This is a genomic window from Sorangium sp. So ce381 (assembly GCF_051473845.1).
Classification (GTDB): domain Bacteria; phylum Myxococcota_A; class Polyangia; order Polyangiales; family Polyangiaceae; genus Sorangium; species Sorangium atrum.
Window position 1 is genome coordinate 824,487 of record NZ_CP150336.1, and the last position, 13,568, is coordinate 838,054.

Consider the following 13,568-nt stretch of genomic DNA (forward strand, 5'->3'; position numbering starts at 1 on the left):
ATGAGAAGCTCATTCAGAATGTTTGCAGGCGTCGCCGGCGGTCTCCTCACGAGCGTTGCGGGGGTGTCCGCGGCGCTGGCCCAGGTCGCCCCGCTGGACACGAACCATGTGGTGATCATCGATCGATCCGGCAGCATGTACGGCGACCGCATCGAGCTCGCGAAGAAGGCGGCCAAGATCTACTGGAACACGCTCGCATCGAGCAATGTGCCAGCGTCGCAGTCGTTCACGGAGATGCTCGGGGTGGCGAGCTACTCCGACACCTCGTCGATCACGTATCCCTTGACGGCGCTGCCGGCGTCCGGCCTGGACACGGCGGTCGACGCGCTCGTCGCGGACGGGTCGACCTCGATCGGGGCTGGCCTCCAGGAGGCGCTCGACATGCTGATCGCCGAGAGCCCGACCAAGAGCGCGCGCGAGTGCGTCATCCTGCTGTCCGACGGGCAGCACAACACGCCGCCGGCCCCGAGCGACTTCTATATGGACTATTACGGCCGCGTGGACGAGGTCCACTCGATCGCGCTCGGGTCGGGGGCGGACGAGGCGATGATGAGCGACATCGCGGCGAACTACGGGTTCTCGCCCGGGATCTACCTGCGCGCCGACAGCGACACCGCGCTCGATCAGCTCGAGCTGATCGGCGCGTTCAACCGCATGGCGAACGACTGTCGCGACGGCGGCATGATCGATCAGGCGGTGACGCAGATCCTGCCGCAATCGACGTCGTGCGTGGACGCGCTGGTCTCGGCGGCGCAGATCGTGGATTTCACGATGCTCTTCGTCGGCGCGGCCGCGCCGGACGTCTACTTGCTGCCCCCTTGGGACCCGACGTCCAAGATCACCGAGATGAACTTCGCCACGTCGGGCTCCGACCTGACCTTCTTCTCGGCCGAGAGCTTCAAGCGCTTCTCCCTGAACGTGACCCAGCCCTACGAGGAGGGGTCCTGGCAGATCTGCGCCACCAACAGCTCGGATCAGCCCATCTACCTCTATTCCGCTGTGTCGACCCTGGCCGACACGATCTCGCTCCGGGTCACGCCGAGCACGCTGAACGTCGGGACGGCGCCGCTCATCGTGGAGGCCGAGGTGAGCCACCTGGGCAGCCCGGTCCTGGGCGCCACGGTCAGCGCGGAGATGACCGGCCCGAGCGGCGCGGTCACGCCCCTGTCGTTCCACGACGACGGCGCCGCCGCGCACGGCGACGCGACGGCCAACGACGGCGTCTACTCGCTGAAGGTCGGCCAGTTCACCGAGACGGGGAGCCACGACGTCACGGTGTTCGCGGACTACGCAGGCAGCGCCACCGTCCCGATGTTCACGCGGCAGCACACGTTCGGGTTCTACAAGAACCCCGCGCCGCCCTGCCAGAGCCTAGGGCCGATGAGCACGGCGATCGTCGCGTCGGTCAACGGGACCTCCTGCTTCCAGATCGATCGGGCGAGCCTCCCGACCGCCTGGACGCCGGCGACCCTGACGCTGCAGATGAGCCCGACGGACGGCGTCCCGCTGAACGGCGTCAGCGTGTCGGCCAACGGCGGGGCGCCCCAGAGCGCCCCGGCGAACAGCTGGTCCGCGACGACCACGATCCCGTTCCCGGGCAGGGCGAACGACGTTGTCTATCAGGTGAGCACGACGAGCAACAGGCAGCTTCGGATTCAATGGTATCCGTGACGCTGCACGACGGTCTCGTCGCGACGCGCCGCTGACCCGTCATGGACCGCGCGCGCATGGAGTCCCTCTCTGGACCGCCGGTGAGCTCCGGCTCACCGGCGGCGCAGCGCGCGGGACACCGAGCGCGTGCTCGCATAGCCGAGCCCGGCGGCGAGCGCGCGCCGCGTGGGGCTCGACGAGGCCAGGTAGCGGTTCGCCAGCTCGGTTCGCGCTTCCATCAAGAGGGCGCGGTGCGACGTGCCCTGCTCTCGCAGCAGCCGCTGGAGCGTCCGCGAGCTCACGCCGAGGTGCTCGGCGACGCGATCGATGTTCGGGTTGCCCTGGGCGATGCAGAGCTGGAGGGCCTGTCGGGCCTCGTCGACGAAGCTCGACGGGGCGCCGGCGGGGGCGGCCGGCGCCCCGCCGACCCTGCCGAGCGCCTGAAGCCGCGCCGCCGCGCAGTCCTCGAGGATCTCACAGAGGCGCGGCTCGGCGGAATGGAAGGGCAGCTCCAGGAGATCCCGATCGAAGACCAGCTCGTCGCAGGGAGCATCGAACTCGACCCGCGCGTCGAAGACGCGCTCGTACTCGCCTGCGACGCGCTCGCGGCGGTGCCGGAAGCGCACCGCCAGCGGGCGGATGTGCTCGCCCGAGAACGCCCGCGTCCGGAGCACCATCAAACTGACGATGAGATCCGCGACGGCGGGCACGCCGTCCGGCGAGACGTGGCGGAAATGCGCGCGGCGACCGGTCACCTCGAGGCTCAGGACGCCCCCGTTGGCGACCAGCGGAGCGAAGCGGATGACGCGCTCCAGCGCTGTGCCAAAGCTGCTGCTGCTGCGTGTCAGGTAGTCCAGGAGATCGAGCGAGCCAACCTCGAGCCCCTCCGCGGCGTGCAGCCCGAGCAGCGGATTGCCGCTCATCTTCTCGGCGGAGGACCATATCTGCCGCGCCACGCTCAGGGAGATCGGCAATCCGCGCTGGCGGAGCGCCTCCGGCGGGAGCGCGGCGTCGCGCAGGACCGCGTCGATCGGCAGCCCGAGCTTGGGCGCTGCGGAGAGGAGGAGCAGGACGAAATCAGAGAACGCAGACTGAGCCGGCGCATGGACCACGGTTCCTCACAAGCCAAATGTGTCGGAGCGTAGTGGCCGAAGCCGCCCGGGGCAACCCGGATCCTGGCGCTGGGCGCCCACGTGCCGGGCGTCGCTCGCGGCGTGCGCGGCGTGCGCGCCGTGCGCGGGGCGCCCGGGGATGCGAGGCGAAAAGGGGGCTCAGGCCAGGAGGCCCGGCAGCGGCCCGGTGCAGACGCCGGGAATGCCGAAGGTGGTCACGTCGTCGAGGCCCATGGCGTTGCATACCGACACGAGCAGGTTGTTGTGTGGCAGGTCGGCGTATTTCATGTAACGGCCCATCTTGAAGTAGCCGCCCGCGCCGCCCGCGAGCACCCAGGGGATGTCCTTGTACGTGTGCGTGTTGCCGACGCCCAGCTCGTTGCCCCAGAGCAGCAGGGTGTTGTCCAGCACCGAGCTGCCGTCCACTTCCTTGGCGAGCGCCAGCTGGTCGAGAATGTATTTCACCTGCTCGCTGTGCCAGACGTTGATCTTCACGAGCTTCTCGTTCGCGACCGCGTCGTTGTCGCCGGCGTGGGAGAGCTCGTGGTGCTCCTCGTTCACGCCGATCCAGGGGTAGTACTGCCAGCTATCGGCGTTGGCCCACATGAACGTGGAGACGCGGGTCATGCCGCAGATGTGCGCGAGCAGCATCAGATCGGTCTGCAGCCGGCCGACCTTCGGATAGTTCTCCATCGCTCGCGTGTCGAACTTCTCCGGCATCGCGAGCGGCGTGCACGAGACCGCCGAGCTCTGCAGCCGCTGCTCGATGTTGCGGATACCGCCGAGGTGCGCCTCGAGCCGCGCCTTGTCCTCGGAGCTGACACGCGCCTTCAGGCGTCCGATATCGTCCTTGAGGAAGTCCAGGACGCTCTGGCGCTCGGCGAGCAGCCGCTGCAGCTCCGTCTCGGAGAGATCGGCGTTGGCGAAGATGCGCGAGTACATCTGGAATGGATCGTCGACCGCCGTGTTCGGCTGGTTCGGACCGCGGTACGAGATGACGCGGAGCGGCTCCTGCCCTTCGATGCGCACGCCGAACTCGAGCGACGGGAACTGGCTGCTCTCGCCGATGCGGTTGGCGATGTGCTGGTCGACGGAGATGCGGTCCGCCCAGCCGGCAGGGCCGCCCGCGCCCGTGAAGCTGCCGGCGAGCAGCGAGCCGCCCGTGAGCATCGCGCCGGGGCCCTTCATGTGCGGGCCGCCGGGCTTGTTCTCGCTCGGGACGCCGAGCTCGTCCTCGACCGTCGAGTTCATGTGCACGCCCTTGAGCACCAGCATCCTCTGCTTGTGCTCCTCGAGCGGCGCCAGGATCGGGCCGAGCGAGAGCGGCGCCTCGTGCGCGTCCCCCGAGGGGAAGAACGCCGACGGCACGGTGCCGTTCGCCGAGAAGATGCCGATGAAGCGTTTGGCGCCCGGCTGCTTGGCGTCCTGTCCAAACACCGTGGCGCTCCGCCAGACGGGGCTCGTGAGCGCGACGGTCAGGGCGCCGAGCCCGCCCAGCAGCTTGCGGCGGCTGATCTGGGTGCGGAGATCGATCGGGCCTCTTCGGTTCATGGCATCTCCTTCGTGTGCGCGTCGATCGGGCGGCGGTAAAGGAAGGCGTCCGTCTCCACGACGGCGCGGGGAAGCGCGTTCAGGTCCTGGCCGGCGGCCTTGAAGGTCTCGAGCAAGCTCTGCATCGAGCAACCATCCATGTCCTGTTCGAAGCGGGCGATCGCGAAGCGGAACCACTGGCGCGCCACGCACTCCTCCACCTCGGCGCTGCCCGCGAGCTTTGCGCCGAGCTCCGTCACGCCCTCGAAATCGCCGTTCATGTCGCGGGTGGCGATGACCTTGCCGCTCGCGTCGACAGGCTCACCGCCGTCGAGCTCGCGGTAGCGGCCGAGCGCGTCGAAATGCTCGAAGCCGAAGCCGATCGGATCGAGCAGCTGGTGGCAGCCGACGCAGCTCGGATCCACCTCGTGCTGCGACAGCCGCTCTCGGGTCGAGCTGCCCGGGTCGACCTCGGGCGGCTTGGGAATGTTGGCCGGCGGGGCCGGCAGCTGCTGGCAGAGCAGCGCCTCGCGCACGAACTTCCCTCGGTAGATGGGCGAGCTCTCTGCGGGCTTCGCCTGGATGGCGAGCAGGGCCGGGAGCGTCAGGATGCCCGAGGCGGTGCCGTCCGTGCGCTTCAGTGCCTGGAAGGAGTCGTCGCCGGTGACGCCGTAGTACCCGCCGAGATCCTTGTTGTAGAAGACCGTCGTCGAGGTGAGGAGCGCGCTCAGCTTGCCTCCCTCGTCGTTGAGCACGTGGTCGAAGAAGGCGTCGGCCTGCCCGCGCAGCGACTCGCGGAACGACCGGGATTGCCACTCGGGGAAGGCGTCCGCGTCCTTCACCACGCTGTTCAGGCCGTTCATGTGCGTCCAGCTGCCGAGGAAGCGATTGACCAGCTTCGCGCCGCGCTCGTCCTCGAGCATCCAGCCGAGCTGCGCCGCGACGCCCTCCTTCGTCGTCAGGCTGCCGTCTTCGATGGCCTCGTTCAGCCTGGCGTCCGGCAGGGTGCCCCACAGCATGTACGAGAGGCGGGCGGCCACCTCGTACGGAGAGAGCTTCACGGCGCGATCGCTCACCTTCTCCGAGGTGCCGATCTCGACGCGGTACAAGAAGCGCGGCGATTGCAGCATGCCGCGGAGCAGGAGCTCGATCCCGTGCTCGTAGCTCGTCTCAGCGCCCACGTCGAAGAGCTGCAGGTGTCGCTCGATGTCCGCCGCGTCCGTGATCGGCGCGCGGTAGGCGCGGGCGCCGAAGCCCACGACCAGCTGGCGCGCGCACTCGCTCGGCTCGGCTCCGGCCTCGCAAGGCGCGATCTCGTCGAGCGCCGCCGGATTGCCGACGACGGCCGCGGCGATGGCGTCTGCCGCGGCCTGGAAATGCTCGAGCTCGACCTGCGTCACGTCCGGCTGCAAGAGGCCGAACGCCGACGCCTCCATGGCGGGGCCGAGCGCCGCATCGAGGCCGGGCACGTCGCCGACGAGGTCGCGCACGGTGTTCATGTACTGCTCCCGCGAGAGCAGCCGCATCGGCGAAGGCCCAGGATCGACGGTGCTCGTATCGCACCTCAATGGCTCGCCGGGGCCCGCCGACCCCGAGCCCGAACCTCCGCTGCTCGAGCTGCCGCTCGTGCCGTTCGTGCCCTCCGCGGGCGATTGGCCGTCTTCGCTGCCCAGGTTGCCGATGCACGCCGACAGCGCGAGCGCCACGGCGAGCAGGCCCACGCTTCCGTGGGACTTGAATTGTTCAATCGATGATGTAGTCATTCAGGGCTCCGCTCGAGGCTGTTGGCTACTCCGGCTCGGTGGGAGACCCGCTCGGGCGCGATCACCTTTTTCGTCGTCGACACGTGGAGACGTTTCGATTGGTACGGAGAGGTGGGTCTACGGTCGCCGAGTTCCGACCCGATGGGAGCGCCGCCGGCTCACTGTCCTTCGATGCTGCAGCACACGGAGCAATCGTAGGCCTCGAGCAATTCGCGCCCGGCGCACGGGACGTCGCCGCACGCGGTTCCCTTCAAGGCGCCGCAGCTCGGGAGGCATTTCCCTTCGACCTCGATCGAATGCGGCGGATCGCAGGGCGTGTCGTTGCCCGGAGGCTCGTCGCCGTCCGGCGTGAAGTACAGCCGATCCAGCCCGACGTCCTCGACGGCGTTCGCGAGGACGAGCTCGTGAGCTCCGGCCGAGAGGGGGAAGCGGAGCGGCTCGCCATAGCTCGTGTTGTCGTGGAAATCGTCCCAGAACCAGATGTCGCCGACGCTGATGCGCCAGAGGTACCAGGGGCCGCTGTCCACCTGGAACCAGAAGCGGTTGTTGAGGGCGCCCGGAGCGTGGATCCGCCCCCAGATCAGGTACTCTGCCCCGCGCGGCGCCTCGAAGCGGTAGCGCGCTCGCGCGAGCCCCGGCGCGTCGTCCGAGGTCACCCCGGCCGGGGGAGCGATGAAGCGGCCCTCGGAAGCGCGGCTGTCTTCACCCACGGTGAAGCCGCCGCTCAGCTCTCCGAGCTCCGCCTCGAGATAAGAAGATCCGGACACGACAGGAGCCCAGGCCCCGACCGACGTGATCTCCGCATCACACCCGGAGGCCGCAAGGCAGCCGAACGCCATGATGAGAGCGGCCGACCAGCGCTTCACGGCTGATCCAGGAGCCGCCTTAGCTTCGCGCTGTGGGGGCTCTTGGGATACTGCTTGACGAACGCCTGAGCGCGCCGCTTCGCCTCCTGCGTGTTGCCGCGCGCGGCCAGCACGTCGATGGCCAGCACCTCGCGCTCCTGCCGGAGCACGCCGTTCGGGAACTGCGCGCGCAGGCGCTCGAGGAGCGCCGTGGCTCCCGCCACGTCTCCGGAGCGCAGCTTGGCGCGCGCTTCCGTGAGCAACGCGCTCTCCGCGCGCAGCAGATCGGTGTCCGTGGGCTTCGGTCCGCTCGGCTTCCGGGTCGGCTCTCCGGCGGTGGGCACATCGAGCGGCGGCTCCGGAAGTGCCTTTATCTCCGCCGTCGACGGCGCCGGCGTTTGCGGCACCTCCGCAGGCGCGCGCTCCGGGGCCGCCGCGCGGGGCGGCGCAGGCGCCTCGTCGGGGGAGGAGAGGGCCCAGTACCCTGCGCCGAGCACCAGGCCGCCGCCCACGAGCACCGCCGCTGCCTTGACCGAGAGCGCCGACGGCAGCAGCGAACCGACTCCAGCCTTCGTGGCAGCGGCGGCGCTGGCGCCGGCCGTGGCCCCGACGGCCGTCCCCGCCGCCAGCTGGCCCGCGATGCCGCGCCATGCGCGCTCCTTCGCGCCCTCGGGCGGACCCACGTGGCGCACGCTCCCCAGGAGCTCCCGCTCGAGCGAGTCCGCTCCGCTCTTGACGCTCAGCAGCCGTTCGGGATCCCCCATCACACGGCCTCCTTTCGGCTCGTGTCCTGTGCCAGCGCGAGGCGCTTGACCTCGCGCGAGAAGGTCTCGCGCGCCAGGCGGAGGCGCGAGCGCACGGTGCCCACGGAAATGCCCAGCAGATCCGCGATCTCCTGGCCCGACTTCTCCTCGAGCTCGAACAGGACGAACACGAGGCGCTGCGGCTCCGGCAGCTTGTTCAAGATGGCCTCCGCCGCCTGCGCGCGCTGCCGCGACTCCGCGCTCAGCGCGAGCTCCTCGGACGCGCCGCCGTAGAGGTCCATCTCCGCGGCGTCCGTCGTGACCTCGCGCCGGAACCGCGCGGAGCGCCGGTAGTCGCTCGCAACACGCTGGCAGATGGCGAAGAGCCATGTCGTGACGAGCGAACGACCCTCGAACTCGGGGAGCTTGAAGTGCGCGGTCAAGAACACCTTCTGCGCCAGGTCGAGCACGTCCGCTTCCCGCACCCCGAGGCGCCTGAGCGAGCACCAGACGAAGTTGAAGTGCGCGTCGTAGAGGGCTCGAAACTCGGGGTCCGGTGTGCTCATGCCGTAACGTCCCGGTGACCTGTCAGCGAACGAGACGAGCCGACGCCGCAAGCTCGAGCGCGGAATTGTGCAGGGACGATACCACTCGGTCCCCTAGTGGGGCTGCCGGCCCGAGACGATCACAAAAAAATGCGCGTGCTCCGCGCGGCGGTTACCCTCGCGTCGTCCCGATGCGGAGGCGTCGCGCTTTTCCCGTGGTTCTTGGTGCGATGCTGGCGGCTTCGGGGACCGCCGCGGCGCAGACCGAGCCGTTCCTGAGCGTGACGCGCGGCGCTGGCGCCGAGAGCTGCCCGGATGCGGCGCGCCTCATCGAGCGCGTCGAGCAACTGCGCGGCCGGCCGGAGACGGGTGCGAGCGGCGCCTACGTCGTCGAGTTCACCCGGGAGGCCGACGGCTTCCGCGCGTCCATCCGCAGCGGGAGCGGCGCGCGCGAGCTGCGCGATCGCAGCCGCAGCTGCGCCGGGCTCGAGCAGGCGACGGCGGTGACGCTCGCGCTGCTGCTCGACTCCGACGGGCAGGCGTCGTCCCCGCAGGGGCCCGGGGCCGAGGCGCGCGACGCGCCGCCGCCCGCGCCTCCAGCGCCGGCGCCTTCGCCCAGCGCCTCGGCGGAGCGGCCGCTGGTCGCGCGGCCCGCGCCAGCGGGCGCCGGCGGCGGCGAGCGCGAGGCACCGACGTCCGAACGTGGCGCCACGCGGCTCACGCTGGCGGCGGGCGCTGCCGGCCTGGTCGGCGTGGTGCGTCCCTTCGCGCCCGCGCTCTCCGCGGAGCTCGGCGTCGGCGGTGCGCGATTTCGAGCGGCGATCGGCGCGCTCTGGCTCGTCCCGCAGACGCTGGAGCTCGGGCCGGGCGAGCTCCGCGAGACGATGTTCGGCGGCGTCGTGCGCGCTTGCTTCGCGGCCGCGGGCGTTGGGGTGCTGCGCTTCGACGTGTGCTCCGGCGTTCACGCTGGCCGGCTGAAGGCGGCGGCGAGCGGCTTCACGCGGAACGACGCCGTCGAGAAGACGTGGCTGGCGATACCGTTCGAGCTGTCGCTGGCGAGCCTGGCAGGTCCGCTCGGCTTCGAGGTCGGTGCCGCCGCGCTGGTGCCGCTCCGGCGCAATGATTTCTCGGTGGATGGCGTCGGGGTCGCGTACAGGTCGCCGCCGGTCGGCGCGCTGGTGTCGCTCCGCGGCGTCGGCAGCTGGGTGCTGTAGGCGTCTATGCATCATGGCGGTTCGCTTCCCCGTCCGACTTCCCCCAGCAATGCTAGTTTATGAGGGTGACGTATCGCACTCGTATCGAGGAAGGCCCGCGCTGCCGCTTTCATGGTCTCGCCCCCTCGACGGAGGAGTGCGCGCGCTGCGGCGCTCCCGTCTGCCACGTGTGTGTCTCCTTCTCCGCTTCCCACGGGGTCGCCTGCCCTGGCTGCGAGCGAGCGATCCGGCGCGGTCGCGCGCTCAGGAGCGCGGGCGTCGCGGCGGTCTTGCTCGCGGCGGTGGGCGGCGTCGCGGCGGCGTACATCCACGCTGCCGCGGCCGTGCGGATGCCGCCGGAGGGCCTCGCCGCGACCGAGCGCGCGCTGGAGGCGAACCCCTGTGAGGAGGACCTGATGCTCACGCTGGCCGAGCTCCTCCGTCGCGCCAATCGCGATCGCGAGGTGATCGAGCGCAGCGAGGCGTTCCTCGCGGCGTGCGGCCACGAGCCCAGGGTGCTCTGGAAGATCCGCGCCGCCCACAACCGCCGCGGAGAGTACTCCGGGGCGGAGCGCGCGGCGACGCGGCTGCTCGAGCAGAACCCGGCCGACGGGGACGCCTTTTGCGGGCGCGCCGAGTCGCGGGAGCGCCAGGGGAAGCTCGAGGAGGCGGCCGCCGACTACGAGCAATGCATCGCGCTCCGCCCGTACCAGCGGGGGGCGCCCGTCCACCTGGCGCGCGTCTATCAGGATCTCCGCCGCCCGTGCGACAGCATCGCGCCGCTCGTCCTGCTCTTCCATTACAATGCCGATGAAGGGACGCGGCTCGTGGGGTGGTCTGGCTTCACCGTGACGGAGATGGCGAGCCAGCTCGCCACCTCGGCCGACTGTCAGCGTCTCGCCGTCACCGGACAGGCGCTCTTGCCGCGTGGGGAGGACCGCCTGGCTCGAGGCGAAGCAGCGATCGACGGCAAGGAAAAGGGCGTCTTCGTCGTCGATCCGATGGTGAGCCACGTGCTTGTGCAGAGGGCGTTCGCGGACCGGATCGGCCTCTCCGCCGGGCCGCGTGGGCTGTGGGTGTGGACGCCGAGCGGCCTTCAGGAGGCGAAGCTCGCCGTCGCCGGCCGGCTGGAGGTGGAAGGCGCCTCCGCGCCGAGCGTGAAGCTCGCCATCGTGGAGGACCTCCCCGGCGTGGCGGGCGTGCTGGGGCTGTCGTTCCTGCTCCGGTTCCGCGTGCAGCTGACCGAGAAGGGAACCACGCTCTCGCCGCCGCCGACCGGCGCGGCGCCGTCGACCGAGGAGACGGCGCTCGCTGCGGCAGCGGGCGATGAAAACGAGGCGGCAGCAGCGGATGACGGCGGGGCGGCGGCAGCGGACCACGACGCGGCGGCGGCGAAGGCAGGCGACGAGGAGGTGGCGCAGGCCCATGAGGGGCTCGCGCCGGCTCGCTGAGCGGCTCCGTGTCGCGGAGCAACGGGCGAGCCCGATGGCGAGATCGATGTGGATTACCCCGCAGGCCTACCGCGCTTCGCGAAGTGCGCATGGCACCGGCGGAACATCTCCTGCCATCGTGCGTACTCCGTCGGTCGCTCGCGGAGCCGCTCCTTCCAGGCTGTATCGACAGCTGACCGCTTCTCGGCCGAGCTCAGCCCGTATCGCCGGAAGATCTCCTCGGCCGCGTCAGGGAACAGGGACAGCTCGGCGCAGAGCGCGGCGTACTGGGCGAGCGGCAGGACGATGTCGATCGGCTCGGCGAGGGGCGCTGGACCGCTCGTGCCAGCATTGCTCGACGGCGCGGGAGACGGCGGCGTCGTGGAGATCTGGGAGGTGGCTCCGGTCACCGCAGCTTGCGCGCTCGCGGTTTGCCTCAACAGCTCACGGGGGATCTCGAGGCTCAGGGACGTCTCTCCGAGCTGAGCCGGAGCCTGCGGAGCCCGTTTCGATGAGGCCGGCGCTCCGGCAGGCCTCGCCGGAGCCGTCGCGGCAAAGGGAATGGCCGGGGCTCGCGGGAGCGCCTGCACCGGTGACGTCTCCGCGACCTCCCGGGGCGCCCGTGGCCGCTGCGGCTGGTCTATCTGCGCGGGTGGCCCAGGAGCCGCCGATGCCTCGGGCGCGAACGGCAGAGCTGGGCCGCGGGGGACGTCCACGAGCGGCCTGGTCTCCGCGACCACGGGTGGCGGGGGCTTCACCGCCGCCGATACGGTGGACCGCGGGAATGGCAGCGCCGCCCCTCGTGGAATGTCGGGCAGGGGCGCCGTGCCGGTGAGCGACTCCGCAGCGCGCGGAGGCTTCGGTTCGGCCCTCCCGATCGAGATTGCGCCTTGCGCGGGCATGAAGGGGACCACCGCGGCTTGGGGCACGTCCAGCAGGGGTCCCGTGCCCTGCAGCGCAGTCGGGGGCACCGCGCCGCCGGAAGACGGCGCGGACGGCGCAGACAAGGCGGCGCGAGGCGCGATCGAGCACTCGACGTCAGCGACGTCCCGCGCCCGGGCGAGGAGCATCTCCAGCCGGTGCGCGTGGTGCGCCTCCAGCCGCTCGAAGTCCTTCGCCAGCACCGGATCGCGCCCCAGCACCGCCCGCCAGCCCCGATGAAGCGCGGCGAGCGCCGCCTCGTCCCCCAAGCCGTGGCGCTGCAACGCCCCTTCGCGCTGCTCGGGCAGCGCCGCGAGCTCCGCGCACAGGGCGGCGTACTCGGCCAGGCCCAGACCGGGCCCGCTGGGCATCACCGCCGCGGTGGGATCGTTTGTGGGCGCGTTCGCCCCTCCCCGTGCGTCGGCCATCCTCGACGGCCTCAGCACACGGGAGCCGACCCGGAGCGGTCCAAGCTTCCCGGGTTTCGCACGAAGCTCCGTGAGGAGCTCGCCGAGCTTCGCGTCCTCCTCGGCGCGCCGCGCCCAGCGGCGGCGGAGCCGGGCGACGTCGTTCATGCCCAGATCATTCCCGTGCAGCAGCTCGAACGGCGCCGGATGCGCCTCGAAGGCAGCGAGGAAGCTCGCCCAGGCGGTCGCGTCCTCTGCGAGCGGCTCGACCGATCGCTCCAGCCAGTCCTCCGCCTGCGCCAGCTCCAGCTCGTACGCCGCGAGCAGCTCCGGCTCTCCGACCAGCCGCTGCTTCCAGGCGAGATCGGCCCGCGCGAACGCACGCGGCGTCAGCCCCTCGACTGCGAGCACGTCCGCGAGCGGGAACCCCTCGGTCACCGCGGCCGTAACGGCCGCATACCGCGCCAGCGAGACCCCTCCGCTCGCTTCCTGCGCTCCCGATGCGGGCTTCGTGGCTGCCGCCATCCCCCGGCCCCTACTCGCCGACCAGCACGGTGCCGGACGCGAGCACCCTTCCGTTCGGCGCGTCGGCCGGGTCGTTGCAGGTCAGCGCCGGATCGCCCAGGTGCGCGGCCGGCTTGTTGTTGATGAGCACCGTCTTGCTGCCCGCCTGGATCCGAGCCTGATTCGACGGAGGACGCTGAAAGGCACCTCCAGTGGGCAGGTGCGCGGGCGCATTCGCTGCGGTGCTCCCCTGGACCGCGGCCGGCTTGCCCTCGACGAGGACGTCCGCACTCAGCTCGCCGTACAGATCCCCGCTGAACGGCATCGGCGTCGGCGTGGGCACAGGCCCGCTGGGCGAGGGCACCATCACCAGGTGCGTGTCGATGCCGATGACCTTGTCGCCTTGCTTCGCGGCGGGTTTGCCTGGCTTGGGGGGCTGCGATCGCATGTTCTCTCCGAGCTATCCTGCGCCGCTTACGGCACTTCGTGGTCGAGTTGAGGAGGGCCCACGAACGTGAGCGGCTCGCCCGTAGAGTTCACCAGAGTGCATAGTACGCTTCGTGCTGCCATGTCCCTGCTCGCTTCCGCTGTCGCCCGCCCGGTGCCAAATCGAAGAGATTGCTGGTCAGTGGTGCAGTGTACCAGGAGCCAGGGGGCGGCTTGCAAGGATCGCCGGCACGTGATCATGCATTGGGCGACCGAATTCTCTGCGGAGCTGGCTACCGGTGCCGTGGGTCGGGCTCGCGCCCGGCGCGCTCTCGGTCAGGCGGTGGGAGCGGAAGAGGGCGAGCCGACGATCCTTTTCACTCTTCTCGTGAACGCCCACGACCCAGATCTCGGACAGCGACCGCGCCGCGACGCTTTCCGGCACGTACGCGGCCTTCGCCTCTGGATCGACGGGCATCGGTACCTGCATCCAGGCACC

The 13,568-nt window shown here is 70.7% G+C and carries 12 protein-coding genes; 3 read left to right on the forward strand and 9 right to left on the reverse strand.

Going from position 1 to position 13,568, the window contains the following annotated elements:
• Positions 1-18: 18 nt before the first annotated feature.
• Entirely contained in the window at positions 19-1,671 is a 1,653-nt protein-coding gene (locus WMF29_RS03020) for a VWA domain-containing protein (protein WP_437327390.1), read from the forward strand.
• Between the two features lie 92 nt (positions 1,672-1,763).
• On the opposite strand, the gene WMF29_RS03025 is transcribed toward WMF29_RS03020, so the two are convergent.
• From WMF29_RS03025 to WMF29_RS03050, 6 genes are all read right to left on the reverse strand, one after another.
• Complete coding sequence (locus WMF29_RS03025) at positions 1,764-2,762, reverse strand: AraC family transcriptional regulator ligand-binding domain-containing protein (RefSeq protein WP_437327391.1); 999 nt, start codon at positions 2,760-2,762, stop codon at positions 1,764-1,766.
• A gap of 159 nt (positions 2,763-2,921) precedes the next feature.
• Positions 2,922-4,313, reverse strand: coding sequence for a DUF1552 domain-containing protein (locus tag WMF29_RS03030; protein ID WP_437327392.1), 1,392 nt, complete (start codon positions 4,311-4,313; stop codon positions 2,922-2,924).
• Positions 4,310-6,055 (reverse strand): DUF1592 domain-containing protein, encoded by a 1,746-nt coding sequence (locus WMF29_RS03035; protein ID WP_437327393.1) that lies wholly within the window; start codon positions 6,053-6,055, stop codon positions 4,310-4,312. The genes WMF29_RS03030 and WMF29_RS03035 overlap by 4 nt, the downstream gene beginning before the upstream one ends.
• 158 nt (positions 6,056-6,213) lie before the next feature.
• Positions 6,214-6,921: a hypothetical protein gene (locus WMF29_RS03040; protein WP_437327394.1), complete on the reverse strand. Its 708-nt coding sequence runs from the start codon at positions 6,919-6,921 to the stop codon at positions 6,214-6,216.
• Positions 6,918-7,664, reverse strand: a complete 747-nt coding sequence (locus WMF29_RS03045) for a tetratricopeptide repeat protein (protein WP_437327395.1) — start codon at positions 7,662-7,664, stop codon at positions 6,918-6,920. The genes WMF29_RS03040 and WMF29_RS03045 overlap by 4 nt, the downstream gene beginning before the upstream one ends.
• Positions 7,664-8,209: an RNA polymerase sigma factor gene (locus WMF29_RS03050; RefSeq protein WP_272097656.1), complete on the reverse strand. Its 546-nt coding sequence runs from the start codon at positions 8,207-8,209 to the stop codon at positions 7,664-7,666. The genes WMF29_RS03045 and WMF29_RS03050 overlap by 1 nt, the downstream gene beginning before the upstream one ends.
• Positions 8,210-8,418: 209 nt before the next feature.
• On the opposite strand from WMF29_RS03050, the gene WMF29_RS03055 reads away from it, so the two are divergent.
• Together WMF29_RS03055 and WMF29_RS03060 are read left to right on the forward strand one after the other, a co-directional pair.
• Positions 8,419-9,402, forward strand: coding sequence for a hypothetical protein (locus WMF29_RS03055; RefSeq protein ID WP_437327396.1), 984 nt, complete (start codon positions 8,419-8,421; stop codon positions 9,400-9,402).
• A gap of 65 nt (positions 9,403-9,467) precedes the next feature.
• Positions 9,468-10,832: a retroviral-like aspartic protease family protein gene (locus WMF29_RS03060; RefSeq protein ID WP_437327397.1), complete on the forward strand. Its 1,365-nt coding sequence runs from the start codon at positions 9,468-9,470 to the stop codon at positions 10,830-10,832.
• A 53-nt stretch (positions 10,833-10,885) separates the two neighbouring features.
• Here the strand turns inward: WMF29_RS03060 and WMF29_RS03065 are convergent, their stop codons facing one another.
• The 3 genes from WMF29_RS03065 to WMF29_RS03075 form a co-directional block, all read right to left on the reverse strand.
• The gene (locus WMF29_RS03065; protein ID WP_437327398.1) at positions 10,886-12,664 is read right to left on the reverse strand and encodes a hypothetical protein; all 1,779 of its coding nucleotides are present in this window, start codon (positions 12,662-12,664) and stop codon (positions 10,886-10,888) included.
• Positions 12,665-12,674: 10 nt separating this feature from the next.
• Complete coding sequence (locus tag WMF29_RS03070; protein WP_437327399.1) at positions 12,675-13,091, reverse strand: PAAR domain-containing protein; 417 nt, start codon at positions 13,089-13,091, stop codon at positions 12,675-12,677.
• Between the two features lie 177 nt (positions 13,092-13,268).
• Positions 13,269-13,547: a hypothetical protein gene (locus tag WMF29_RS03075; protein WP_437327400.1), complete on the reverse strand. Its 279-nt coding sequence runs from the start codon at positions 13,545-13,547 to the stop codon at positions 13,269-13,271.
• Between the last annotated feature and the right edge of the window lie 21 nt (positions 13,548-13,568).

What these genes read in the sequence shown, in the direction of transcription:
- WMF29_RS03020 (WP_437327390.1), top strand. Translation starts at nt 19, where the DNA reads ATGTTTGCAGGCGTCGCCGGCGGTCTCCTCACGAGCGTTGCGGGGGTG.
- WMF29_RS03035 (WP_437327393.1), bottom strand. Translation starts at nt 6,055, where the DNA reads ATGACTACATCATCGATTGAACAATTCAAGTCCCACGGAAGCGTGGGC.
- WMF29_RS03075 (WP_437327400.1), bottom strand. Translation starts at nt 13,547, where the DNA reads ATGCCCGTCGATCCAGAGGCGAAGGCCGCGTACGTGCCGGAAAGCGTC.
- WMF29_RS03030 (WP_437327392.1), bottom strand. Translation starts at nt 4,313, where the DNA reads ATGAACCGAAGAGGCCCGATCGATCTCCGCACCCAGATCAGCCGCCGC.
- WMF29_RS03050 (WP_272097656.1), bottom strand. Translation starts at nt 8,209, where the DNA reads ATGAGCACACCGGACCCCGAGTTTCGAGCCCTCTACGACGCGCACTTC.
- WMF29_RS03045 (WP_437327395.1), bottom strand. Translation starts at nt 7,664, where the DNA reads ATGGGGGATCCCGAACGGCTGCTGAGCGTCAAGAGCGGAGCGGACTCG.
- WMF29_RS03070 (WP_437327399.1), bottom strand. Translation starts at nt 13,091, where the DNA reads ATGCGATCGCAGCCCCCCAAGCCAGGCAAACCCGCCGCGAAGCAAGGC.
- WMF29_RS03065 (WP_437327398.1), bottom strand. Translation starts at nt 12,664, where the DNA reads ATGGCGGCAGCCACGAAGCCCGCATCGGGAGCGCAGGAAGCGAGCGGA.
- WMF29_RS03055 (WP_437327396.1), top strand. Translation starts at nt 8,419, where the DNA reads ATGCTGGCGGCTTCGGGGACCGCCGCGGCGCAGACCGAGCCGTTCCTG.